The organism is Micromonospora sp. MW-13 (assembly GCF_003434305.1).
Classification (GTDB): Bacteria; Actinomycetota; Actinomycetes; order Mycobacteriales; family Micromonosporaceae; genus Micromonospora.
In genome coordinates, this window is the sequence record NZ_QKKX01000019.1 from 14,882 (window position 1) to 36,545 (window position 21,664).

A 21,664-nucleotide genomic window follows, 5' to 3' on the forward strand; every position below is an offset into this window, starting at 1 on the left:
CGGAATCCGGCGCGCCTGTGATGACCGCGCCGGAGCACGGGTCGGGCAGCCCGGTCCGACCGTCGGATCCCACTGAGTCGATCGCGCGACGGGTGCTGATCGTCTCGGCTGACATCGGGGGCGGGCACGACGCCACCGGCCGGGCGCTCGAGGAACGCGTCCACGGGCTCTGGCCGGGCAGCCGGGTAGGCTGGGTGGACACCCTCGACGCGATGGGCCCGGGGGTCGGTCCGACCTTTCGTCACACCTACCTGACCAACGTCGCGGCGACGCCCTGGTTGTACGAGTTCTTCTGGTCCTCGCTGTGGCGGCACCGGTGGTTCTCCGACGCCTCGAAGTGGTTCACCGGATCCTGGGCCGGCCGCCGGCTCGCCCCGGTCATCGAGGCGTTCGACCCGGACCTGATCCTCTCCACCTATCCGCTGGGCAGTGCCGGGCTGGCCTGGTTACGCCGCCACCGTGGTCTCGGCGTACCGGTCGGAGCCTGGGTGTCCGACTTCGCCCCGCACCCGTTCTGGGTGTATTCCCAGCTGGATCTGGGGGTGGTGGTGCACCCGGCGGCGCTGCCGGTGGCGGCGGTCGCCGCCCCTGGCGCGGCGCTCGGGGTCTGCGCGCCGCCGGTGCTCGCGCGGTTCCGGCCGGGCGCCCGGGCCGACGCCGCCCGGCGCTGTGGTCTCGACCCGGACCGCAAGGCGGTGGTGGTCGCCTGCGGCTCCTACAGCCTGGGCTCGGTCGAAGAGGCAATCGCCCCGCTGGTCGACATCGGCGACGCGGTGCAGGTGGTCGCGGTCTGCGGACGCAACGAACAACTGGCCGACCGGTTGGCACGCCTGGACGCCCCGCCCGGGCGGCTGCTGGTGCGGACCTGGGTCGACGACATGCCCACGCTGCTGCGGGCCGCGCACCTGCTGGTCACCAACGCGGGCGGAGCGACCGCTCTGGAGGCGTGGGCCACCGGCACGCCGATGGTGATGTACCGGCCGATCGCCGCGCACGGCGTGGCCAACGCGGCGTTGATGACCGCCGTCGGGCTGGCCGAGGTGGCTCGCGACCCGGCCGCGCTGGTCGCCGTCGTCCGCTCCCGGTTGGTCGGCCCGCACCCGCCCCACCCGCTGCTTGCGCCGTCCCACCCATACCTGCCGGACCTCGGGCTGGCGGCCGTCGCCGGCGCGCGGTCGTCGGTCGAGGCACCGCAACCCGACGGGGAGCGCCCGACCGACACGGCAAGCTGGCCGCTACGCCCGCAGGACGCGTTCTTCCGGTACGTGCAGTCGGCCACGGTGGCGCAACAGATCGGTGTGGTGCTGGAATTCGGGCCCCGGCCCGACGGGACAGAACTCACCTGCGCGGAACTGGCCGCGCTGCTGGCGCGGCGGCTACCCGCCATCACCACCCTGCGCCGCCGACTGGTGAGCCGGGGGCGGGGGCGCCGGCCCGGCTGGGTGGTCGACCGGCACGTCGATCCCGCCGCCCACCTGACCGAGGTGCGGGTCGTGCCCGGCGACGACGGCAGCGCCGCCGTGGACCGGTTCTGGTCCGAACCGCTGGCCCTGGACCGGCCGCCCTGGCAGATCATGCTGGTCGGCGGACTCCCCGACGGCCGTACCCGGATAGCGGTCAAACTGCACCACTGCCTCGGCGACGGGATGTCGGTGATCGGGGTTCTGCAACGGCTGCTCGACCCGGCCACCACCCGCCCCGTGAAACCGGGCGGGCATGCGCCGGGCCGGGACCGGGCGGTGCCGGGTGACCGGGTCCGGCACCCGGCACGCTGGGTCGCTCGCACCACACGCGGGCTGGCCCGCCTGGTCGGGCAGGGCCGGGCCCCGGCCACCGTGCTCAACCGCCCGCTCGGCTCACCGCGCCGGCTCATGGTCACCGCTACCCTGCCCGCCGCCGAGGTGTCCCGCGCGGCACGCACCTGCCAGGCGCACGCCAGCGAAGTCATGCTGGCGCTGACCGCCGGGGCGCTGGGTCGGGTCCACCCGGAGCCGGCGCCGCCCCGGTTGCGGGCGATGTTCGCGGTCTCCCACACCCCCCGGCGGCGGGCACCCACGCAGGGAAACTGGACCGGTGCCGTCACGCTCGACCTCCCAGTGCGACGTATCCCGCCCCGAATCCGGGTCGCCATGGTCCGGCAGTCGCTGCGCACCGCGCTGCGAAGCGGGGAACCCGAGGCGGCCGGCCTGGTCATGCGGGCGATGGGCGCGCTGCCCGCGCCGCTGCACGCCGCCCTGGCCCGACGGTTCTACAACAGCCGGCACCTCAACGTGATCGTCTCCTACGTCCCGGCCCTGATGCGCCCGCAGGTGCTGGCCGGCGCGCCGCTCACGGCGGCCACCCCGGTGGTGGCGCTCGCTGAGGGGGTTCCTATCGGAGTCGGTGTGCTGCGCTTCGGCGACACCCTCAACGTCGGCGTGCTGCTGGACGGGTCGCTGGCCGACACCGGCCCCGCATTCGTCGCCGCCCTGCACGCCGAGCTGGCCCAACTGCTCGCCGAGGCCGACAGCGCGCCGGTCACCGACGAGCGGCCGGTCGACGTTTCGGCGGTGGGCGGTTCTGGCCCGCCCCGGCGCGGGCCAACGCCACCGGGGCCCCCGCGGTGCGGCTGACCGGTGCCGTAGTCCTGGTCACCGGAGCGTCGTCGGGTATCGGCGCCGCCCTCGTCCGGCGGCTGGCCGACGCGGGAAGTCAGGTCTTGGCCGCCGGCCGGGATCCCGAGCGGCTGGCCCGGCTCGCCGCCGAGACCGGCGTCACCGTGCTGCTGACCGACCTGACCCGGCCCGGCGCCGGCCGGGAGCTGGCCGAGCGGGCACTGGCCCGGTACGCCCGGGTGGACGTGCTGGTCAACAACGCCGGAGTCGGCTGGGCCGGCCCGTTCGCCGGGATGGCCGACCCGCTTGCCGACGAGCTGCTCGCGGTGAACCTGCGCGCGCCGATCGAGCTGACCCGGGCGTTGCTGCCCGGGATGTGCCACCACGGCGGCCACCTGGTCTTCGTCGGGTCGATCGCCGGGCGACTCGGGGTGGCCGGGGAAGCGGTCTACGCGGCCACCAAGGCCGGGCTGGACGCCTTCGCCGAGAGTCTCCGGCTGGAACTGTCCGGTTGTGGGGTGACCGTCAGCACGCTCGTGCCCGCGGTGGTGGACACCCCGTTCTTCGTCCGCCGGGGCCAGCCGTACCGGCGCCGCCGACCCCGACCGCTGCCACCGGAGCGGGTGGCCGCCGCGCTGACCGACGCGATCGTCCGGAACCACACCGAGGTATACGTCCCGAACTGGCTGCGCCTACCGGTGGCGGTACACGGGCTACTGCCCGCACTGTACCGGCGCCTGGCCGCCCGGTTCGGGTGAACCGGGCGCTCGGCGGTAGCGCGGGCCTCAGCCGCCGCGTACCGCCCGCAGCGACTGCCGCAGCGAGGACATCGTCGCCAACACCGCAGTCGGCTCGTGCCCGCAGTGCGCCATGCAGTTCGCGCAGCGGGCGTCGCGACCCCGGCCGTAGCTGTTCCAGTCGGTGGAGTCCAGCAACTCCCGGTAGGTGGTGGTGTACCCGTCGGCCATCAGGTAACAGGGTCGCTGCCAGCCCAGCAGCGAGTACGACGGGATGGCCCATGCGGTGCAGGAAAAGTCCATCCGGCCTTCCAGGAAGTCCAGGAACAGCGGCGAGTGGTTGAGCCGCCAGCGGGCCCGCCGGCCACCCGCGAAGGCCTTGCGGAACAGCTCCCTGGTCTCCGTGACGCCCAGGAAGTGGTCCTGGTTCGGCGCCTTCTCGTAGGCGTACGCCGGGGAGATCATCATCTCGTCCACCCGCAGGTCGTCGTTGAGGTAGTCGAGCACCTCGATGACGGTCTGCGGGGTGTCGGTGTTGAAGAAGGTGGTGTTGGTGGTAACCCGGAAGCCACGCCGCTGGGCCTCCCGTACGGCCGCCACCGCGGCGTCGAAGACGCCGTCCTTGCACACCGCCGCGTCGTGCCGCTCGCGCAGGCCGTCGATGTGCACGGTGAAGGCGAAGTACGGCGACGGCCGGAACCTGTCGATCTTCTTGGGCAGCAGGACCGCGTTGGTGCAGAGGAAGACGTACTTCTTCCGGTGCACCAGTTCGGCAACCAGGGTGTCGATCTCGGGATGCATGAGGGGCTCACCGCCCGCGATGGAGATCATCGGCGCTCCGCACTCCTCCACGGCGGCCAGTGCCTGTTCCACCGGCATCCGGCGCTTCAGCAGGCTCGCCGGCTGTTGGATCTTGCCGCAGCCGGCGCACTTGAGGTTGCAGGCGAACAACGGCTCCAGCTCCAGTAGCAGCGGAAACCGTTTCCGGCCGCGCAGCTTCTGTTCGATCAGGTAACTGGCGATCCGCAGGCTCTGGCGCACGGGCATGCTCACGGCTGGCGTACCTCCTTGGGAAGGGTGAAGCTGACGTCCTCGACGGCTGTGGTGTGCTCGTTCACCTCCCGCGCACCGAGCGCGGTGAGTGCCGCGACGAGCTCGTCGACCAGGCCGGGCGGTGCCGATGCGCCGGCGGTCACCCCGACCGTTGTCGCGCCGGCCAGCCAGCGCAGGTCCACGCCGCCCACGTCGTCGACCAGGTGGGAACGCGCGTCGGCCCGCTCGGCGACCTCGACCAGCCGACGGGAGTTGGAGGAGTTGGTCGAGCCGACCACCAGCACGACGTCGGCCCGCTCGGCGACCGCGGTGATCGCCCCCTGCCGGTTCGTGGTGGCGTAGCAGATGTCGTCGGAGCCGGGCCCGGTCAGCGCCGGGAAGCGCTGGCGCAGCGTGTCGACGATCCCCGCCGCCTCGTCCACCGCCAGCGTGGTCTGCACCAGGTAGGACACCCGGGACGGGTCGGTCACCTGCACCGTCTCGGCGGCGGCCGCGTCCGGCACCAGCCGGATCCGCTCGGGCGCCTCGCCGAGAGTGCCCTCGGTCTCCTCGTGGCCAGCGTGCCCGATCAGCAGCACCGTGTCGCCCCGGCCGGCGAACCGGCGCGCCTCGGCGTGCACCTTGGTCACCAGGGGGCAGGTGGCGTCGATCACCGGCAGGTGCCGGTCGGCGGCCTCCCGGCGCACCGCGGGAGCCACTCCGTGCGCGGAGAAGATGGTGAGCGAACCGTCGGGGACCTCGTCGAGTTCGTCCACGAAGACCGCGCCACGGGCCTGCAGGTCGGCCACGACCCGGGCGTTGTGCACGATCTGCTTACGGACGTAGATCGGCGGCCCGTGCCGTCGCAACGCCTGGTCCACCACCGCGATCGCCCGTTCCACCCCGGCGCAGAACGAGCGGGGCGAGGCCAGCAGGACCTGGTCGACGCTGCCTGCCGCCGCCGCCCACTCGGCCAGTGCCGCTGCCACCGCGGACAGCACCCGCAGGGCGGTGCGGATCCGGCGCAGCGTGGCCGGTCGGTACAGCGGTCCGGTTGCGGTGTCGGCGACCACCCGGACGCAGGCGGTCGGCCGGTCGCCGCATCCGCCCAGCAGCCACGCCGACTCCAGGTCGGCGACCAGCGCGCCGGTCCCGGCCAGCCGGGCCCTGGCCGCGCCATCGACCAGTCGGGTCGTGGTCAGCACCGGACCGAGGTGCACCCGCAGCCCGCGGCGGCGCAGCGCGGCGGCGAGCAGGGCGGCGGCCGGCATCGGCAGCACCTGCGGTCCTGGTCGTCCGGCGCGCGGGTCGGTGCGGACCTCGGTGGCCACCACGACGTCGCCTGGGGCCAGCCCGGGCACCAGCCCACCGCCGATACCGGCGACCGCGACCGGGGTCGTCCCGGTCGGCCGGGTGGCGGCGGCCGACCGGGCGCGGCGCGCTCCGGTGCCAGTAAGCCGCAGCGCCGGCCACCGTCCCGGGTCGAGGCCGGTCAGCCCTCGCCGCAGCGCCGTCGCCTCCAGCCGCATCGGCGCGTACAGGGTCCAGGCCAGACCGGCGGACGTTGCTGGCTCGGTCACGGCACCACCTCGGCGGTCAGGCCGCTCCGCGCGTTCAGGATCCGGCCAAGCGCGCTGATCGGAAAGACCAGCCGGTACATGCCGTAGTTGATGTAGAAGTCGCCGGGGAAGCCGGTCCCGGTGTAGTGCGGCTCGTCCCAGCCGCCGTCCGCGCGCTGGGTGTCGACCAGCCAGCGCACCCCGCACTGGGCCGGCTCGCCGGAGCCGTGCCCGGCGGCGTGCAGCGCGAGCAGCGCCCAGGCGGTCTGCGACGCGGTGGACTCGCCCCGCCCGATCCAGGACGGGTCCCGGTATGAGCGCAGGTCCTCGCCCCATCCGCCGTCTGGGTTCTGGTGCGCCAGCAGCCAGTCGACCGCCGCCCGGATCGCCGGGTGGCCGGGCTTGACCCCGGCAGCCACCAGGGCGGGCACCACCGCCCCGGTGCCGTAGACGTGGTTGGCGCCCCAGCGGCCGAACCAGGAACCGTCCGGCTCCTGGGCCCGCAGCAGCCACTGCACGCCGCGGCGTACCGGTGGCGTGCCGGCGAAGTTCTCCGCCGCGAGCGCCTCGACGATGTGCGCGGTCACGTCCGCGCTGGGCGGGTCGATGACCTCGCCGAAGTCGCAGAACGGCAGATCGCCGACGATTGCCCGGGTGTTGTCGGCGTCGAAGGCGCCCCAGCCGCCATCGCGGCACTGCATGCCGAGCAGCCAGCGGGTGCCCCGCAGCACGGCGGCCTCCGCCGATACGCCGGTGCGCCGCAGCGCCATGATCACCTCGGCGGTGTCGTCGGTGTCGGCGTACCCGTCGTTGTGGAACTCGAAGGCCCAGCCGCCCACGGGGGTCGCCGGCCGGCGGACGGACCAGTCACCGCGCACCCGGATCTCCTCGTCGAGGAGCCACGTGCCGGCCCTGACCAGGGCGGGATGCCCGGCCGGCAGCCCGGCGTCCGACAGCGCGGTGACCGCGAGCGCGGTGTCCCACACCGGTGACTGGCACGCCTCCAGCCAGCGAACCGGGCCGTCCTCGGTCTGCTCGCGCACCGTGAACCGCTCCAGCCCCTCCAGCCCGGCGCGGAGCACGGGGTGGTCCAGCGGATAGCCGAGCAGGCGCAGCGCCATCAGCGAGTAGACCCATGGCGGCTGGATTCCGCCCCAGGAGCCGTCGGCCTCCTGGCGGGCCACGATCCACTCGGCGGCCCGGCGCAGCGCGTGTCGCCGTACCGGTCCCCGGGCGATCCGCTCGTAGCCGTTGGCGAGCCGGTCCAGCCGATGCAACACCCCGGCCCGGGACCGCAGCCGCGGCGGTCGCGGTGCTGCTGCGGGGGTGCGCAGTTCGTCGATGGTGAAGCCGAGGCCCCGCACCGGGCGCAGCGCACGGACGATGGACAGCGGGACGATGGTCTGCCGGGCCCAGCACGCGAAGTCGTAGACGTTGAACGGCATCCAGTGCGGCAGCAGCACCAGCTCGGGCGGGACGGCCGGTAGCTGCGACCAGGGCCAGTGGCCGAACAGGGCCAGCCAGAACCGGGTGAACACCCGGCTCGCCGCCAGCCCGCCCCCGGCGCGGACGAACCGGGCCGCGGCCGCGAGATGCGGCGCGTCGGGGGTGTCTCCGGCCAACCGTAGGGCCAGGTACGCCTCGATGGTGGTGGAGAGGCTTCCCGGCCCGCCATGGAAGGTGGCCCACGAGCCGTCCGGGCGCTGCTGGGAGCGGATCCACCGGGCCGACTCGGCGGTCTGCTCGGCGGTCCGGATGCCCAGGAACTGCCGCAGCAGCAGGTCCTCGGCGTCCATGGTGACGTTCGTGGCCAGGTTCCCCTTCCACCAGCCGGCGTCGTCCTGCAGCCCGAGCAGGTGCTCCCGGGCCCGGCGCAGGGCCGCCCGGGCCGGGTCGGACGTCGTCCCGCCCGCCTGGGTCGTGGTGGTGGGCTTCGGCTTCGACGACAGCAGCTCGGTCATCAATGGTCCCGTCCGGTGGTGAAGGTGGCGATACAGGCGAATTCGTCGCGTACGTCGTCGGGAAGGTCGAGCGCGTCGAGTTCCGCCCGTGCCCGCTCCGTCTCCTGCGCTGCCCGCTGCGCGGTCCAGTCCCGGGCGCCGGTCGCCTCGATCAGCGCGCTCACGCGGGCCACGTCCTCGTCGGTCAGTGGCTGCGGCGACCGGTACCGCTCGGCCAGGGCCCGGCCGGCGGCCTGACCGCTGGTCACCGCCCGTACGACCGGGATGCTCCGCTTGCGTGCCCGCAGGTCCGAGCCGACCGGCTTGCCGGTCCGTCGCGGGTCCCCCCAGATGCCCAGCAGGTCGTCGACGAGCTGGAAGGCCAGTCCGAGGTGGCGTCCGAAGCGGGACAGTCCGTCGATCAGGTTCGGTGGACCGCCGCGGAGAATCGCGCCCAGGGCACACGCGCCGGCCAGCAACGCGGCCGTCTTCTGCTCCGCCATCCGCAGGCACTCGTCGAGAGTGACGTCGTCGCGCCGCTCGAAGTCCAGGTCGGCCGCCTGACCGGCGACCAGGGCCCGGATGTCCAGCGCGAGCCGTCGGGCGGCCGGGCAACCCCCGGGGGTCTCGACGAGCGCCTCGTAGGCCAACCCGATCAGGGCGTCGCCGGCCAGGATGGCCGGGCCGACCCCGAACACGGTCCACGCGGTCGGCCGGTGGCGGCGCTCGGTGTCGCCGTCCATCAGGTCGTCGTGCAGCAGGGAGAAGTTGTGCGCCAGTTCCACGGCGGCGGCGGCAGGCACCCCGGCGGTCGGCTCGGCGCCGGTGGCCCGGGCCGACAGCAGCGCCAGCGCCGGACGTAGTCCCTTGCCGTGGCTGGCGGCGGGTGACCCGTCCGCGTCCCAGTAGCCGAGCTGGTAGCCCCCGACCAGGCGGTTGCCCGGATCCAGCCGGTCCAGTAGGGCACAGATCGCCGGCTTGACCAAGGTCTGGATCTGCTCCATGTCGCGGCTGCGTGCGACGGTCATGATGCGGCCTCCGAATGGTGTCGGGGCCGGGACAGGAGCTGACGGGCGACGACGTCGGCGGCGTCCTCGCCGCTGCGTACCGCGCCCTCCATCGTGTCCGGCCAGCCGGTGTCGGTCCATGCGCCGGCCAGTACCAGCCGCGGCAGGCGGGTGGCCGCACCCGGCCGGTACGCCCGGGTGCCGGGTGCCTGCCGGAAGGTGGCTCTGGGCTCCCGGGTCACGAACGCGTCGCGTACCGGGGTGTGCCGCGCGGCCGGGAACAGGTCGGCGAGCGCCTGGCGCTGCGCCGACACCAGCTCCGCCGTCGGCCGGTCGATCTCCGCGTCGGCGGCCGACAGCGACACCACCAGATGCTGCTCGCCGCTCCCGCCCGGCACCGACCGGTCGAAGATCCACTGTGCCGGGGACTCCACGGCGGCGGCCATGCCGAGGTCGGTGACCTTGGCGGCGTAGCGCAGGTGCACGTTGACGATGGGCGCCGCGCCCAGCCGGCGCCACTGCTCGGCGGTGGGCGCGGCGGCAGGCGGCACCAGCGCCGCGGCGGCCTGGTGCGGCACGGACAGCACCACGCTGTCCGCGTCCAGCTCGGTGTCGTCCGCACCGATCCGGAAGCCGGTCACCTCCGGGCGGATCCACCGCACCCGCGCCCTGGTGTGGACTCGGACGCCGAGCCGGCCGAGCAGCCGACGGGCGGGAACGCCGTGCAGGTCGGTCAGCGGGACGAGCGGCCGGCCGATGTCACCGGCGTCCGCGGCCTCCAGCAGCCCGGTTCGAAACACCCGAGCCGCCAGCGCCAGCGACGCGTGGCTGCTGGGCAGGTTCAGGGCCGCCACGGTGATCAGATCCCACAGCCGCTGGACCGCCCGGCGGCTCTGCCCGTGCGCGGCGAGCCAGTCGCCGAAGCTGCGCCCGTCGGTGGCGGGCAGGTCCGGGTCGACGTGCCGCAGCGCGGCGCTGGCCCGAACGGCGGCGAGCCGTTCCGCCGGGCTGAGCAGCCGGTACCCGGCCAGGGCCGGCAGCAGGTGCGCCGGGGCCGGCAGCCGGCGCCGGACCAGCACCTGCGGCTGGCGTCCCGGCAGCAGCACCGGCACCGTGAACTGCGGCTGCAGGTTGGTGTCGCCGGCCGTGCCGAGCCGGTCCAACAGCCGTCGGTAGGCGTGGTAGCAGCGCAGAAAGACGTGCTGGCCGGTGTCCACGCTGAGGCCGTCGCGGCGGAAGGAGTAGGTCGCGCCGCCCAGCTCCGGCCGGGCCTCCAGCAGCGTCACGGACAGGCCGAGATCGGCGAGCCGGATCGCCGCCGCGATCCCGGCCAGCCCGCCGCCGATCACGCACACCGTGCCGGAACCGCCCCCCGGCTGCGCGGCCGGCCCGGTCATGCGTCCCGGCCGACGAGGGCGCGCGCCGCCACCCATGCCTTCTCCCAGCCGGGCAACGAGACGCGACTGCGGGTGACCGCCAGCGGATCGGCCGCGATCCGGGTGAGCAGACGACGGTAGATGCCGGCCATCGCGGCGGTGCAGGCTGCGCTGCGCCGGTCCAGCATGGGCAGCAGTTGCAGCCCGACGTCGTACCAGCGCTCGGCCCGGGCGGCCTGGAAGCGCACCAGCTCCACCAGCCGCTCCGGTGGATCGGCGAAGCCGGCTCCGTCCAGGCGGAGGGTGCAGCCGAACCGGTCCAGGTCTTCGGCCGGCAGGTAGACGCGAGCGTCGACCCGGTCCTCGACCAGGTCGCGCAGGATGTTGGTCAGCTGCAGGGCCACGCCCAGCGCGTCGGCCAGCGGAGCGGCCCGGTCCGGCTGGCCGGTCCCGAACACGCCGAGGGAGAGCCGGCCGATCGATCCGGCCACGCAGCGGCAGTACCAGAGCAGGTCGTCGAAGGTGTCGTAGCGGTGGCCCGTCACGTCTGCGACGCAACCGTCGATGAGCTCGTCGAAGGCCGTCAGCGGGATTGGCATCCGCGTCGCGGCGTCGCCGAGCGCGGCGAGCACCGGGTCGCCACCGCTGTCCTCGGGAAGCCGGTGCAGGGCGGCCCGGGTCCGGGCCAACGCGTCCAGCTTCTCGTCGGGAGGCAGTGTGCCGTCCCCGATATCGTCGACGCGGCGGGCGGCGGCATAGATTGCCGACAGCGCCCGCCGTTTCGGCGCAGGCAGCAGCCGGATGCCGTACGCGAAGTTGGCCGCCTGGGCTCGGGTGATCAGCTCACAGTGCCGGTACGCGGCCTCGGTCCGGGTGGTCGTCGTGGTCATCCGGCACCCCGGACGGTGGCGGCCAGCCAGTTGCCGAGGATGCGCCGGCGGCGGGGCCGGACCGTGACCGCCAACGGGTCGTGGTCGGCGGCGGCCAGCGCGTCGAGCGTGGCCCGGCCGCCGGCCAGGTAGCCGCCGACCGCGCGCCGGCCCCAGCCGTGCAGCGCCGACACCAGCGGAGCCCCGGCGTCGAGCCAGGCGCGAGCCCGTTCCGCCTCGAATCCGATCAGCTCCCGCAGTTGGCGTCCGGCGCTGGGGCGGGCGAGGTCCGCCTCGGTAACCTCGAACCGCTCCAGGTCGGCCGCCGGCAGGTAGACCCGGCCACGGCGGTGGTCCTCGGCCACGTCCTGCAGGTGCTCGACGAGCTGCAGGGCGGTGCAGATCCGATCGGACAACGCGACGGCCGCCGGGGTGGCCTGCCCGAAGACGTGCAGGACCAGCTCGCCGACCGGATTGGCCGACAAGGTGCAGTAGCCGACGAGCTGCTCGAAGGTGGCGTAGCGGGTGACGTGCTGGTCGACCCGGTTCGCCTCGATCAGCCGGACGAGTGTGTCCAGCGGCAACCGGCACTCGGCCACGGTGGGTGCGAGGGCGCGCAGCACCGGGTGGTGCACGTCGGCGCCCGCGTAGAGGCTGCGAAGCTCGGCCTCGACATGGTCCAGGGCGGCGAGCCGGTCGAGCCCGCCGTCCAGCGGTTCGTCGCCGAGGTCGTCGACGTGGCGGGCATAGCCGTACAGTGCGACGAGGTGACGACGGTACCGTGCCGGCAGCACCCGCATGGCGACCGGAAAGTTCTCCCGCGCCCGGGCCTGCTCCACCCGACGTATGTCAGGGGCGATGGCTGGTGGACCCATCCGTGGTTCTCTCCTTCGTTCCTCTGGACGTGAACAGCGGAAGCTCGACCGGCGAGCTGGGTCAGCCCGCCCCAGACGCTCGCCCGTACCTGCCGCGCCGCAACCCGGCTGCCGGTGCCGGGCCACGACAACCGGCGCAGCGCGTCCGCGCAACTGCCGTGGGCGTCCAGGCCGTACTCGGCGGACAGATCGGCCCGGTCGCCGTGCGGCACCCCTGACAGCGGAACGTTGCACTGTCTGCCGCGATGCGGTGGATCCGACCGAGGGTGGTGCGGGCGGCGCCGTGGACGATGGAGCTACCTGGAACATCTGCAAAACGAGCATAACCAGGCTAATCACCCTCTACCGCTTGAAATCGCATTTATGCCTCACCCCGACCGGGCGGCGGTGTCGGCTGGCTGGTGGCCTCCGATCAGCCGTTCGGTACCCGGTCCAACTCCGCCGCCGTGGCCACGTCAACCGGATAGCTGCGCCGTGCGGCGATCATGATCAGGCCGTTGGCCGCCAACGGGACCAGCATGATCAGGAAGGCGTTGCGCAGGCCGACGCCGCTGGATCGTCCCGCCGCGCCGCCGAGCTGGTCGGCCAGCCAGCCGAAGGTGGCCGGGGCGGTCGCCTCGGCGGCGAGCCGCAGGACTGTCCGGAGGCTCTCCGCCCGCCCCCACAACCGGCCGGGGACGATGTCCAGCCGGGCAGCGTCCAGCGGCGGGTTGGACACCGCGAGCGCGCCAGCTCCGAGCGCGATCAGCGGAAGCGCCACCGCCACCGAGGTGAACCACACTCCGGGCACGAACAGGAGCGCGGCGGCGACGAAGCCGGCGGCCGGCACAACAACGCGGACGTTGGTGTGCCCGCGGGCCAGCGCACGGTCGGTGAGCCGGCCGGCGAGCACCGTGCCGGTCACGGCCACCACCCCGATGACCGGCACGAGGGCGCCGAGCGCCGTCTGCGAGATACCGAAGTGACGAACGGCGAAGACGACGATGAACGTGCGCATACCCGCGAAGAAGAAGTAGCCCATCGCCGAGGCCACGATCAGCAGTCGGTTCGTGGGGATCGAGAGCAGGTACCCGGCCGCGCGGGCCAGGGACTGTCCGCTCGGATCACCGGTCAGCACCCGATCGCTCGCCGGCACGACCCCACGGGCGGACACCGCCGCCCGTGCCCGGTCGGTCGGCTGCTGCCCGGAATCCGGTCGCGGTCCGGGCTCGGACGCGCTCCGGTTGGCAGGCAGCCAGCCGGCGCCAACCCGGGCGGGTTCGGGCAGCAGCCGCCACAGCGCCACCGACAGGCCCGCACTCGCCACCGCGAGTAGGAAGAACGCGTACCGCCAGGAGTACGCCGCCGCGATCTCGCCGCCGACCAGCAGACCGGTGCCAGCGCCGACGAGTTCGCCGGTGAGGATCCAGCCGAGCACCCCGGCGCGCTCGGCTGGTGGGACGAAGTCGCCGATCAGCGAGACCACCACGGGCCCGGCCGCGGCCAGGGCAGCGCCGAGCAGCAGCCTGGACAACAGCAGCCACTCGTAGCTGGGCGCGAGACCGCCGAGGACCATGGCGGCTGCCCAGAGCGCGGTGGTGATCACCAGCAGGCGCACCCGGTTGGTCCGGTCGGCGAGCACGCCCAGCGGCACGGAGGCGATGGCCCCGACCCCGGAGGACGCGGAGGCCAACAGGCCGAGCTGGGCGTGGTTGATATCGAGGTCCGCTTCCAACTGGTTCGCGGCCGCTCCGAGCGTGCCGGTGTCCGCACTGTTCAGCGCCAGCGCCGCACCCAGCAGCAACACGACGCGGGCGCGGCCCGGCCCGCCGAGCAGTCGAGCCGTCGCTCGCGCGACCACCCGCCCCGGCCCGCCGCGCAGGCGCCCGTCGTGGCTGCTCTCGGCCGGCCTCGCCATGATCGCCCGATCCGCTCCCGCCCAGCACCCGGTCAGTGCTCACTCCGACTCTGGCCGACCAGCGGGCCGCCCGCGCCGCAATCACCGAGTGGGGGGATGAGCGGCGTGGCTCGGTAACCCGAGAGAGGGAGTCGACTGGCCTGGCCGGTAACAGGCGGCACCGAATGCTGGCTGCCCCCTGGGAGGTGGGGCCCACCCCCTAACGGGGCACCAGGTCCTCGTACAGGGTGAAGAGGCGTGGGGGCGGGCCGCTCTCGGTGTTCCGGCGGTCGGACTCGGCGAGTGCGGACCAGCAGTCCGCGGCGAGCCGGCGGGCGGTCGTGCCCGGCCAGGGCTGGGGCAGCAGTTCGGGGGGCAGGAGGGGGTCGGGCTCCATCGCGTGGGTGAACGCCGCAGCGAGGCGGACGGTCATGGCGAGCCTCTCAGAACCGGCATGACCGCCAGGGCCGTCGACGCGGTCCGGGACAGCGGAGTCGAGCCGGGTCAGCGCATCCAGGAGGTGGCGTGCCAGGTGGGCGAGTTGCTGGTACCTGGCTGCGATGTCGGCTAGCGGCCATAGCGCGGCGGCCAGGGCGGGCGGGTCGCTCAGGTCGCCCATGCGGAGGTCGTTGCTGGTGAAGTAGGTCACCGACGCGGCGACCCCCAGGTGGCGGGCCTGGGGCTCGACGAGGTCGCCGATGGGGTTCGCGCTGACGTAGAGGCCGCCCTGGATCGGTGCCGCGCCGAGCCGCAGGAGGCTGTCGCGCAAGGCGTCACGTGCAGTCCTGCTGGCCTCCGGCACGGCGAAGGCGAACAGCCGCCAGGTGCCGTCCCAGGGGGCGAGTCCGAGGTCCTGCCGGTAGGCGTGGCGGACGTACCCGACTTCCGGGACGACCATGCCGGTGGCGTCCGGGGCTGCGTGGAGCAGGGCCTTGCGGCCACGGCCCTCGTGGGTGAACAGGCCCTCGGCGACGAGGCGTTTGAGGCAGAGCCGGACCTGCTGGTCGGACATCCCGAGCACCCCGGCGACCGTGTAGAGCTGGCCGGCGTCGACGGTGCCGTCCGCACGGATCAGGGCGTGCACCAACATCCGGGTGGGAACGGGCGGTTGGGCCGCGTCCGTAGCCGGGGCGGGGCTGTTCATGGTGCCTCCTGCACACGTCGGGCGGAGTCGGCCGGGGTGACGGGCCGGTGCATGGTGGTGACGGCGCCGAAGCCCATGAGGCGGCGCAGCCATGGAGTTCGTTGGGTGCGTACGGCGGTGTAGCCGTGCCGTTCGTACAGGGCTCGGGCGCGCGGGTTGACGTCGATGACGTCGAGCCGGACGTGGTGGCAGGCGGCGTCGGCCGCTACCGCCGCGACCTCCCGCAGCAGCAGGCCGCCGATCCCCGCCCCGCGCTGCCCGGCATCGACGGCGATGCCGTCCATCAGGAGTTCGCCGGGGGCGCCGCGGCGTTCCATGAGTGCGAGCAGGGCGACCCGTGGCAGCCCGCGGACGGTTCCGTACGCGGACAGCACGTCCCGTGCGCCACCACCGATCAGAGCGTGTCCGCCGAGCCGGTAGCCCGCCACTCCGGCGACCTCTTCGCCCACGAGGGCGACGAGGCCCCGGTCGGCATGAACGTGGGCCGCGAGGAAGGCCCGCGCCCTGTCCGGCGGCCCGAGTGCGGCACCGAGCTTGCGCCCGAACGCCTCCCAGTACAGCTCCGCCACCCGCGCCTCGCTACCCGACGGAACCCCGCGCCGCAGCTCCACGCGTGCACCACCCGGCATCGGGCCTCCCGACTTGCCCATTGACCCGCCCTCGCTCCGCCGAAACCTTAGATCATCGCTCCTATCGTATCAGGTACGATAGGTTTGAAAGTGATAGTTTATTGAGGTGGATGAGACGCGGCAGGAAGAGAGGTGCGTGAGGTGGGCGACGTGACCGTCGTACGGCACAAGAGGTCCGACCGGCTGCTGGTGGCAGTAGGTTTCCCCCTGCTGGGCGCGCTGGCCGGATGGCTGGTGAAGCTGCTGGCCAACTGGGCTGCCTCGTGGCCCTGGGTTCCGTGGGAGGGGCCAGTCGACCTGATCAACAACGCCCCCGAGCCGTGGGTGACGGTCGTCAGCCTGCTGGTGGGACTGACGGCCGGGATCGTGATCGTCTTCCTGGCCGAACACGACTACGTGACCGTCACCATCGAGCACGATCGGGTGACGGTCGCCCGCGGCAACTCCACGCAGCGGGTGCCGAGGACCGCCGTGCACGGGGTGTTCGCCGACGCCAAGCGGCTGGTGGTGCTTGGCGCGCGAGGCGAGGAGCTGGCCGTGCAGAACAAGAGCGAGGGTGCCGACCTGCCCGGGAACCGGTTGCTCGCGGATGCGTTCCGGGCACACGGGTACCCGTGGCTCCCTGACGGCGACCCCTACGAGGGCGACTACAGGCGATGGGTCGAGGACATGCCGGGCCAGCCCGTCGGCAGTAACGCCCTCTTCAAAGCGCGGGAGCGGGCGCTGGAGAAGGACGACAAGAAGAACGTCGCGGAGTTGCGCGAGGAACTCGCCAAGCTCGGTGTCGTCGTACGCGACACGGACAAGAGGCAGTGGTGGCGTCGGGTCCAGTCGGGGAACGGGACGGCAGCGGCCTAGAAGATCGATTCCAGGGGATCGTCGGCCCGAGCATTGAAGATCAAATTAGAAAAATCAAGATTTACGAGTTGACGCCTTAAGAAAATCAAGATACAAATGAATGGTAGGCGCGTCGCCGAGCGCAAGGGAGCCGAGGGTGGACTGGCAGGAACTGACGGACCTGACGCACGGACAGCCGTTCGTGGTCGAGCGGGTCCGCCTCGCCGGCAGCGGCGTCGTGGTCGAGGGTCAGTTCGAGCCGCCGCAGCTGGCTCAGCTCAGCATCGACGACCAGGTGTTCGTTGCCGCGTTCGTACGGTCACACGGTTCGATCAAGGAGATGGAGCGGATCTTCGGGGTGAGCTACCCGACGATCAAGTCCCGGCTGAACCGGATCGCCGAGCACCTCGACTTCGTCGACACCGACCCGGCGCCCACCGGCGCCGACGTCGTCGACCGCCTGCGGCGGGGGGAGATCAGCGTCCAGGAGGCCCTGGCCGAGCTGGAGAGGTCCCGATGATCCCGCATCTGGTGACGGTGGGCCATCGCCGTCCCGACGGCCGCTGGCTGCGGCTGTACGTCCCGGTCCTGCCGGTACTGCTGGTGCTGTCACCGCTGCTGCTGCTCGTCGTGCTGGTCGGACTGGTCGCATGCCTCGCCACCCGGGTGAGCCCGGTGGGCGCGCTGCGCGGCACCGGGCAACTGCTGTGGGCGCTGCCCGGCACCCGGATCGAGGTCGAACAGGGCCGAACGGCCGTGCTGGTAAGCGTCAGATGAGTCAGTGAGGGGAGCAGCAATGAACGAGCAGCGCCGCCAGATCCTGCAGATGCTTGCCGAGGGGAAGATCACCGCGGACGAGGCCGAGCGGCTGATCGACGCCCTCGAACGAGAACAGCCCGAGTCGCCGCCGGGAGCCACGCCCCGCCCGAAACCCCGACCCAAGTACCTGCGCGTGCTGGTGAACTCGGAGGACAACCTCGGCGGCGAGGGGCCAGGCCGGGTCAACATCCGGGTCCCGCTACAGCTGCTGCGTGCCGGGGTCCGGCTCACGAGCCTCATCCCTCCGCAGGCGCTCACCCAGGTCAACGCGGAGCTGAACAAATCAGGGGTGCCGATCGACCTCACCCAGCTCAAGCCGCAGCACATCGAGGAGCTCATCGAGCAACTCGACGACGTCACCGTCGACGTCGACCAGCCCGGGACCAAGGTCCAGGTGTTCTGCGAGTGACACCGCCACAGCGCCGGACGCCCGCCCGGACCACGGGGTCGGGCGGCCGTCCGGCCGTCGCTGTCAGGCGCGGACTCGCTCCGGGCAGCGCGAGCCACGACACGACCCGTCGCGCTAAGGTTCTGATCCATGTTGTCCGAGGTCGCCAAGACCCGCCCGATTGAGCTTGCCTACACCCTGACGCGTGACGATCTGCGCGACAGTGTCGCCGCTCAGCAGCGCCGCCTGTGGGGTCGTTGGCTGGTTCCCCTGCTCGGGGTCGCCGCACTGGGCGCCGCCATATCGGGATTCGTCTCCGCCGAGGTCTGGGAACTGTCAGCGGGTGCCGCCGCGATTGCGGTGGCCATCGGGCTGCTGGTGGCGGCCGTCATCGCAGGGATCGCCCTCCTGCTGATCCGCCTTCTCACCGCAGCGATCTATCGCTGGCAGGCTCGACTCCTCGTACGCGGGAACCCCTGGCTGTCCCAGCCCGTCCGCGCCACGGCGACCGACACCGGCGTACATCTCCGCACCAGCACCGGGGACGCCACGACCGCCTGGTCGCACTATCCCTACTACATCGAGACCAACCGGTCGTTCGTCCTGCTGGCGTCGAAGGGCATCGGCGCAGTGTCAGTGGTGCTGCCGAAACGCGGGCTGGTCGAGGCCGACCCGGCGCAACTGCGCGCGATGCTCGCCACCCACGCCCGCGAACGTCCCCGGTGACACGTGCAGTGGTACCAGCACGGTGCCGCCCGGCCACTTCATGACCCACCTGGCCAGCTGAGACGGCCGGCACCGAGGGGGAACCCCGCCGGGCGGCAGAGCGTCCGGCGGGGCACCATCCCGGCTCGCCCGGGACTCACCGTCGCGGCGACGGCCTCAGGAACTCGCCACCCATGTACGGCCAGAGCGCCTCGGGCAGCCGGACCTGCCCGTCGGGGGTCTGACCGTGCTCGATCAGAGCCGCCCAGACCCGGGGGGTCGCCAACGCCGAGCCGTTCAGGGTGCAGGCGAATCGTGGCCGGCTGTTGTCGGCCCGGTACCGGATGTTGCTGCGCCGCGCCTGGAAGTCGGTGAAGTCGCCGACCGAGGAGACCTCGAGCCACTTGTCGACGCCCGGCGAGTAGACCTCCAGGTCGAAGATCCGGGCCGACGAGAACGTCAGATCGCCGGTGCACAGATCCACCACCCGGTAGGGCAGCTCCAGGGCGAGCAGGGTCTTCTCGGCGTCCGCGAGGAGGGCGGCGAACTCGTCGGCCACCTCCTCCGGGCGGCAGATCCGGACGAGTTCCACCTTGTGGAACTCGTGCAGGCGCTGCATCCCCCGGGTGTCCTTGCCCGCGCTGCCGGCCTCCCGCCGGAAGCAGGCGGTGTGCGTCATGTACCGCAGCGGGAGCTGGGCCTCGTCGAGCAGTTCGTCGCGGTGCAGCCCGGTCAGCGGCACCTCGCCCGTCGGCACCGCCCACAGGTCATCGACCGTCGAGTACGCGTCGTCCTGGAACTTCGGCAGGTGACCGGTGCCCACCATCGTGGCGGTGCGGACGAAGTGCGGTACGACGGTTTCCTCGTAGGTGTCCCGGTTGAGGTCGAGACCGAGCTGTACCAGGGCCCGGAGCAGGCGTGCCCCGTCACCGCGCAGCACCGAGAAGCCGGAGCCGCTCAGCTTGGCCGCCCGCTCCGGCTCGAAGATGCCCAGGTCGCTGGCCACGTCCCAGTGGGCCCGGGCACCCGGGACGGGCTTGGCTTCCGGCCCGCCGTACCGAAGGACGACATTGTGGCTCTCGTCGTTGCCGACCGGGGCCTCCGGAGCGGGCAGGTTGGGCAGCACCAGCAGCAGTTGCCGCTCATGCTGCTCCGCCTCACGGAACCGGACCTCGGCGTCCGCGACGTCCCGCTTCAGGGTGATCAGCTCCTGGCGGATCTTCTCCGCCTCGTCGCCACCCCGGGCTATGATCCTGCCGGACTCCTTGGAACGACGGTTCATCTCCTCGCGCAGGCCGTCGAGTTCCAGCCGTACGGCGCGGCGGCGTTCCACCGCATCCCGGGCAGACAGTACGAGGGACTTCTCGACCCCCTTGGTCGCCAGCCGGTCGGCTACCGCTTCCGTGTCTGTCAGCAACTGCGCGAGGTCAAGCACCGCTTGTCCGTCTCTTCCCAGTAGTTCGATCAGGTGGTCCGAAGTACGGAGCATAACGTCTCGGCCAGGCCGGATGGTCTGGCTGTCCGCCACGGCCCGTCGGCCGATCCGCAACGTCCCGGAGATCCGCACGTCGCCCCGGTCCGGGACGAAGCGGTGCGTCCGGACGTCCAGCGTCGTGTCGAGGGCGCGACCGTACTGCGCGGCGGCCCCCCAGGGAGACGACGGCGGGACCGGCGAGCCCCTTGAGCAGGCCCTCGACCTCGATCTCGTCACCCCTGCACACCGCGCGGCTACGCCAGTGGCCCACCTCGCGGCGGTAGGACGTCAACCCGTAGGGCCCGGCGGTGGATAGCATCCGGGCCATGACGTTCTGGGTGCACTACGTTGTTCCTTCCGGCGCGGCCGGCAACGGAATGCCTCGGCCCATAACGGATGAAGTCATAGGTTTCGCACAGACGGTCGACGTCGACTCGGGTGATCGAACCGTCGAGTTCGCCATCCTCGCGGTCGGTAACGGATTCCAGATCGCTACGGATGTCGACTGCACCGCACTGCTGCGCGGACATGCCGAAGAGATCGCCGCCGCTCGGGCTGTGGACGCGTGGGTGCTCGGTTTCGCCCGCCGGGCTGTCCGGATACACGAGTTGCTGTTGCTCAGGTGGCACGAGGTCAGTTCGGAGTCCCACCGGTCGTCGATCGATTCGCTGGAACGATGGCTGACAGCTCATGACCCGACAGGAGACTATTGGGCGTCGCTTGGCCGGGGGGCCAGATTGCCGACGGCGCAACCACAGTCTTGACACCCGACGCGACGACGACGAGAGGCGGCCGGACGCCGCCGCCGACGTCACCCACGCCCTGGGACCACCACGACCTGCTACCCGGCGCGGGCTGGGACACCGTCCTATCTGGAGTCCAAGCCCGCACCGGGGTCCACCCACCCTCGTCCATCACATCATCGAATCCCCGCCCGCTGACCGGTCGGGGCCGGTCAGCCGTTCTGGCTGACCGGAGCGCGGCCCACCACGTAGTTGGTGCCAACCTCGACGCTGTTGGGGATCTCGCGGCTGGTGTGTGAGTCGCAGTTGACGATGTTCCAGTGCAGGTGAGGGCCGGTCACGTTGCCGGTCGCTCCGGAAGTTCCGATCCGCTGCCCCTGCGCTACCCGGTCACCGGTATTGATGATCGTGGCGCTCAGGTGTGCGTACTGTGAGCATCGGTTGTTGCCGTGGTCGACGAGTGCCATGATCCCGCCGCCGGTCGCCCAGCCCTCGAAGCGGATGGTGCCCGCAGCGGACGCGAGGATCGGTACGCCGACCGGCATGCCGAAGTCGATGGCGTGCCGGTTGTAGGCATCGTTGTGGGAGAAGCTGCTGCCCGCCGCCTGGGTGATCGTGTAGGCACGTCCGGCGGGGAACGGCAGCTTGAACTGGGCGGAGCTGCTCCCGCAGAGTGGGACGACGGGACCGTTCGAGCCGGTCTCCAGGAACCCGTCGGTGAGCCACCCGCCGCTCGAGAGCCGGTTCCAGATGTTGGTGACACCGGCAAAGCCCTGGACGGCGTCCCCTCGAACGTGACAGGTGATGGTGACGACGCTGCCGTTGGGCACACTGCCGATCACCGCCCCGCTCAACGCCGGGGCGTTACGGATATTGAGCGGGAGCCCGCTGGGCACATGCACCCTGACCTGGGCGGCGGCATGTGCCGGTACAGCGGACAGGGCTATGGCCAGACAGGTAACCATGGCGGCGACCAGGGTCTGCGTTATGCGGCGCAGGGAACTCACCTCCGACTGGCCTGCCGAGGCAGGCAATCGACCATCATCGACAGTAGGGATGC

20 protein-coding genes and 1 pseudogene are annotated in these 21,664 nt (G+C 72.3%); 8 read left to right on the forward strand and 13 right to left on the reverse strand.

Going from position 1 to position 21,664, the window contains the following annotated elements:
* Positions 1–92: 92 nt before the first annotated feature.
* Together C5N14_RS12995 and C5N14_RS13000 are read left to right on the forward strand one after the other, a co-directional pair.
* The gene (locus tag C5N14_RS12995; protein WP_165878097.1) at positions 93–2,612 is read left to right on the forward strand and encodes a wax ester/triacylglycerol synthase domain-containing protein; all 2,520 of its coding nucleotides are present in this window, start codon (positions 93–95) and stop codon (positions 2,610–2,612) included.
* Positions 2,603–3,352 (forward strand): SDR family oxidoreductase, encoded by a 750-nt coding sequence (locus tag C5N14_RS13000; RefSeq protein ID WP_117668346.1) that lies wholly within the window; start codon positions 2,603–2,605, stop codon positions 3,350–3,352. The genes C5N14_RS12995 and C5N14_RS13000 overlap by 10 nt, the downstream gene beginning before the upstream one ends.
* Before the next feature lie 27 nt (positions 3,353–3,379).
* Here C5N14_RS13000 and hpnH read toward each other — a convergent pair whose 3' ends face one another.
* The 11 genes and pseudogenes from hpnH to C5N14_RS13050 all read right to left on the reverse strand — a co-directional run bounded on the left by hpnH (position 3,380) and on the right by C5N14_RS13050 (position 15,620).
* Positions 3,380–4,378: an adenosyl-hopene transferase HpnH gene (gene hpnH / locus C5N14_RS13005; RefSeq protein ID WP_243639534.1), complete on the reverse strand. Its 999-nt coding sequence runs from the start codon at positions 4,376–4,378 to the stop codon at positions 3,380–3,382.
* A 2-nt stretch (positions 4,379–4,380) separates the two neighbouring features.
* A complete protein-coding gene (gene ispH / locus C5N14_RS13010; protein ID WP_243639535.1) occupies positions 4,381–5,340 on the reverse strand; it encodes a 4-hydroxy-3-methylbut-2-enyl diphosphate reductase in 960 nt (319 codons plus the stop codon).
* Between the two features lie 9 nt (positions 5,341–5,349).
* Positions 5,350–5,892 (reverse strand): annotated as a pseudogene (locus tag C5N14_RS33060) (hypothetical protein); the annotation flags it as partial.
* 47 nt (positions 5,893–5,939) lie between these two features.
* A complete protein-coding gene (gene shc, locus C5N14_RS13015) occupies positions 5,940–7,883 on the reverse strand; it encodes a squalene--hopene cyclase (RefSeq protein WP_117668348.1) in 1,944 nt (647 codons plus the stop codon).
* Positions 7,883–8,890 (reverse strand): polyprenyl synthetase family protein, encoded by a 1,008-nt coding sequence (locus C5N14_RS13020; RefSeq protein ID WP_117668349.1) that lies wholly within the window; start codon positions 8,888–8,890, stop codon positions 7,883–7,885. The genes shc and C5N14_RS13020 overlap by 1 nt, the downstream gene beginning before the upstream one ends.
* A complete protein-coding gene (gene hpnE / locus C5N14_RS13025; protein ID WP_117668350.1) occupies positions 8,887–10,266 on the reverse strand; it encodes a hydroxysqualene dehydroxylase HpnE in 1,380 nt (459 codons plus the stop codon). Before hpnE ends, C5N14_RS13020 begins: the two co-directional genes overlap by 4 nt.
* Positions 10,263–11,135, reverse strand: coding sequence for a presqualene diphosphate synthase HpnD (gene hpnD, locus C5N14_RS13030; RefSeq protein ID WP_117668351.1), 873 nt, complete (start codon positions 11,133–11,135; stop codon positions 10,263–10,265). Before hpnD ends, hpnE begins: the two co-directional genes overlap by 4 nt.
* Positions 11,132–11,989 carry a squalene synthase HpnC gene (gene hpnC / locus C5N14_RS13035; protein ID WP_117668352.1) on the reverse strand — a complete coding sequence of 286 codons (858 nt, stop codon included), beginning with the start codon at positions 11,987–11,989 and terminating at the stop codon, positions 11,132–11,134. Before hpnC ends, hpnD begins: the two co-directional genes overlap by 4 nt.
* A 412-nt stretch (positions 11,990–12,401) precedes the next feature.
* Positions 12,402–13,886 carry an MFS transporter gene (locus tag C5N14_RS13040; RefSeq protein WP_117668353.1) on the reverse strand — a complete coding sequence of 495 codons (1,485 nt, stop codon included), beginning with the start codon at positions 13,884–13,886 and terminating at the stop codon, positions 12,402–12,404.
* Positions 13,887–14,085: 199 nt separating this feature from the next.
* Positions 14,086–15,009, reverse strand: coding sequence for a PaaX family transcriptional regulator C-terminal domain-containing protein (locus tag C5N14_RS13045; protein ID WP_207892720.1), 924 nt, complete (start codon positions 15,007–15,009; stop codon positions 14,086–14,088).
* Positions 15,006–15,620 carry a GNAT family N-acetyltransferase gene (locus tag C5N14_RS13050; protein ID WP_207892721.1) on the reverse strand — a complete coding sequence of 205 codons (615 nt, stop codon included), beginning with the start codon at positions 15,618–15,620 and terminating at the stop codon, positions 15,006–15,008. Before C5N14_RS13050 ends, C5N14_RS13045 begins: the two co-directional genes overlap by 4 nt.
* A 168-nt stretch (positions 15,621–15,788) precedes the next feature.
* On the opposite strand from C5N14_RS13050, the gene C5N14_RS13055 reads away from it, so the two are divergent.
* The 5 genes from C5N14_RS13055 to C5N14_RS13075 all read left to right on the forward strand — a co-directional run bounded on the left by C5N14_RS13055 (position 15,789) and on the right by C5N14_RS13075 (position 18,408).
* A complete protein-coding gene (locus C5N14_RS13055) occupies positions 15,789–16,496 on the forward strand; it encodes a hypothetical protein (protein ID WP_243639530.1) in 708 nt (235 codons plus the stop codon).
* A 136-nt stretch (positions 16,497–16,632) separates the two neighbouring features.
* Positions 16,633–16,995 (forward strand): DUF2089 domain-containing protein, encoded by a 363-nt coding sequence (locus tag C5N14_RS13060; protein WP_117668356.1) that lies wholly within the window; start codon positions 16,633–16,635, stop codon positions 16,993–16,995.
* Entirely contained in the window at positions 16,992–17,252 is a 261-nt protein-coding gene (locus tag C5N14_RS13065; protein ID WP_117668357.1) for a hypothetical protein, read from the forward strand. The genes C5N14_RS13060 and C5N14_RS13065 overlap by 4 nt, the downstream gene beginning before the upstream one ends.
* Positions 17,253–17,271: 19 nt before the next feature.
* Entirely contained in the window at positions 17,272–17,703 is a 432-nt protein-coding gene (locus tag C5N14_RS13070; protein WP_117668358.1) for a hypothetical protein, read from the forward strand.
* Between the two features lie 129 nt (positions 17,704–17,832).
* Positions 17,833–18,408 carry a YcxB family protein gene (locus C5N14_RS13075; RefSeq protein ID WP_117668359.1) on the forward strand — a complete coding sequence of 192 codons (576 nt, stop codon included), beginning with the start codon at positions 17,833–17,835 and terminating at the stop codon, positions 18,406–18,408.
* 136 nt (positions 18,409–18,544) lie between these two features.
* Here C5N14_RS13075 and serS read toward each other — a convergent pair whose 3' ends face one another.
* Positions 18,545–19,822: a serine--tRNA ligase gene (serS, locus tag C5N14_RS13080; RefSeq protein WP_117668360.1), complete on the reverse strand. Its 1,278-nt coding sequence runs from the start codon at positions 19,820–19,822 to the stop codon at positions 18,545–18,547.
* A gap of 365 nt (positions 19,823–20,187) precedes the next feature.
* Between serS and C5N14_RS13085 the strand changes: the two genes are divergently transcribed.
* The gene (locus tag C5N14_RS13085; RefSeq protein ID WP_128763570.1) at positions 20,188–20,625 is read left to right on the forward strand and encodes a hypothetical protein; all 438 of its coding nucleotides are present in this window, start codon (positions 20,188–20,190) and stop codon (positions 20,623–20,625) included.
* A gap of 191 nt (positions 20,626–20,816) precedes the next feature.
* Here the strand turns inward: C5N14_RS13085 and C5N14_RS13090 are convergent.
* A partial coding sequence (locus C5N14_RS13090) for a peptidoglycan DD-metalloendopeptidase family protein (RefSeq protein WP_207892723.1) occupies positions 20,817–21,664 on the reverse strand: 848 nt, incomplete at its 5' end.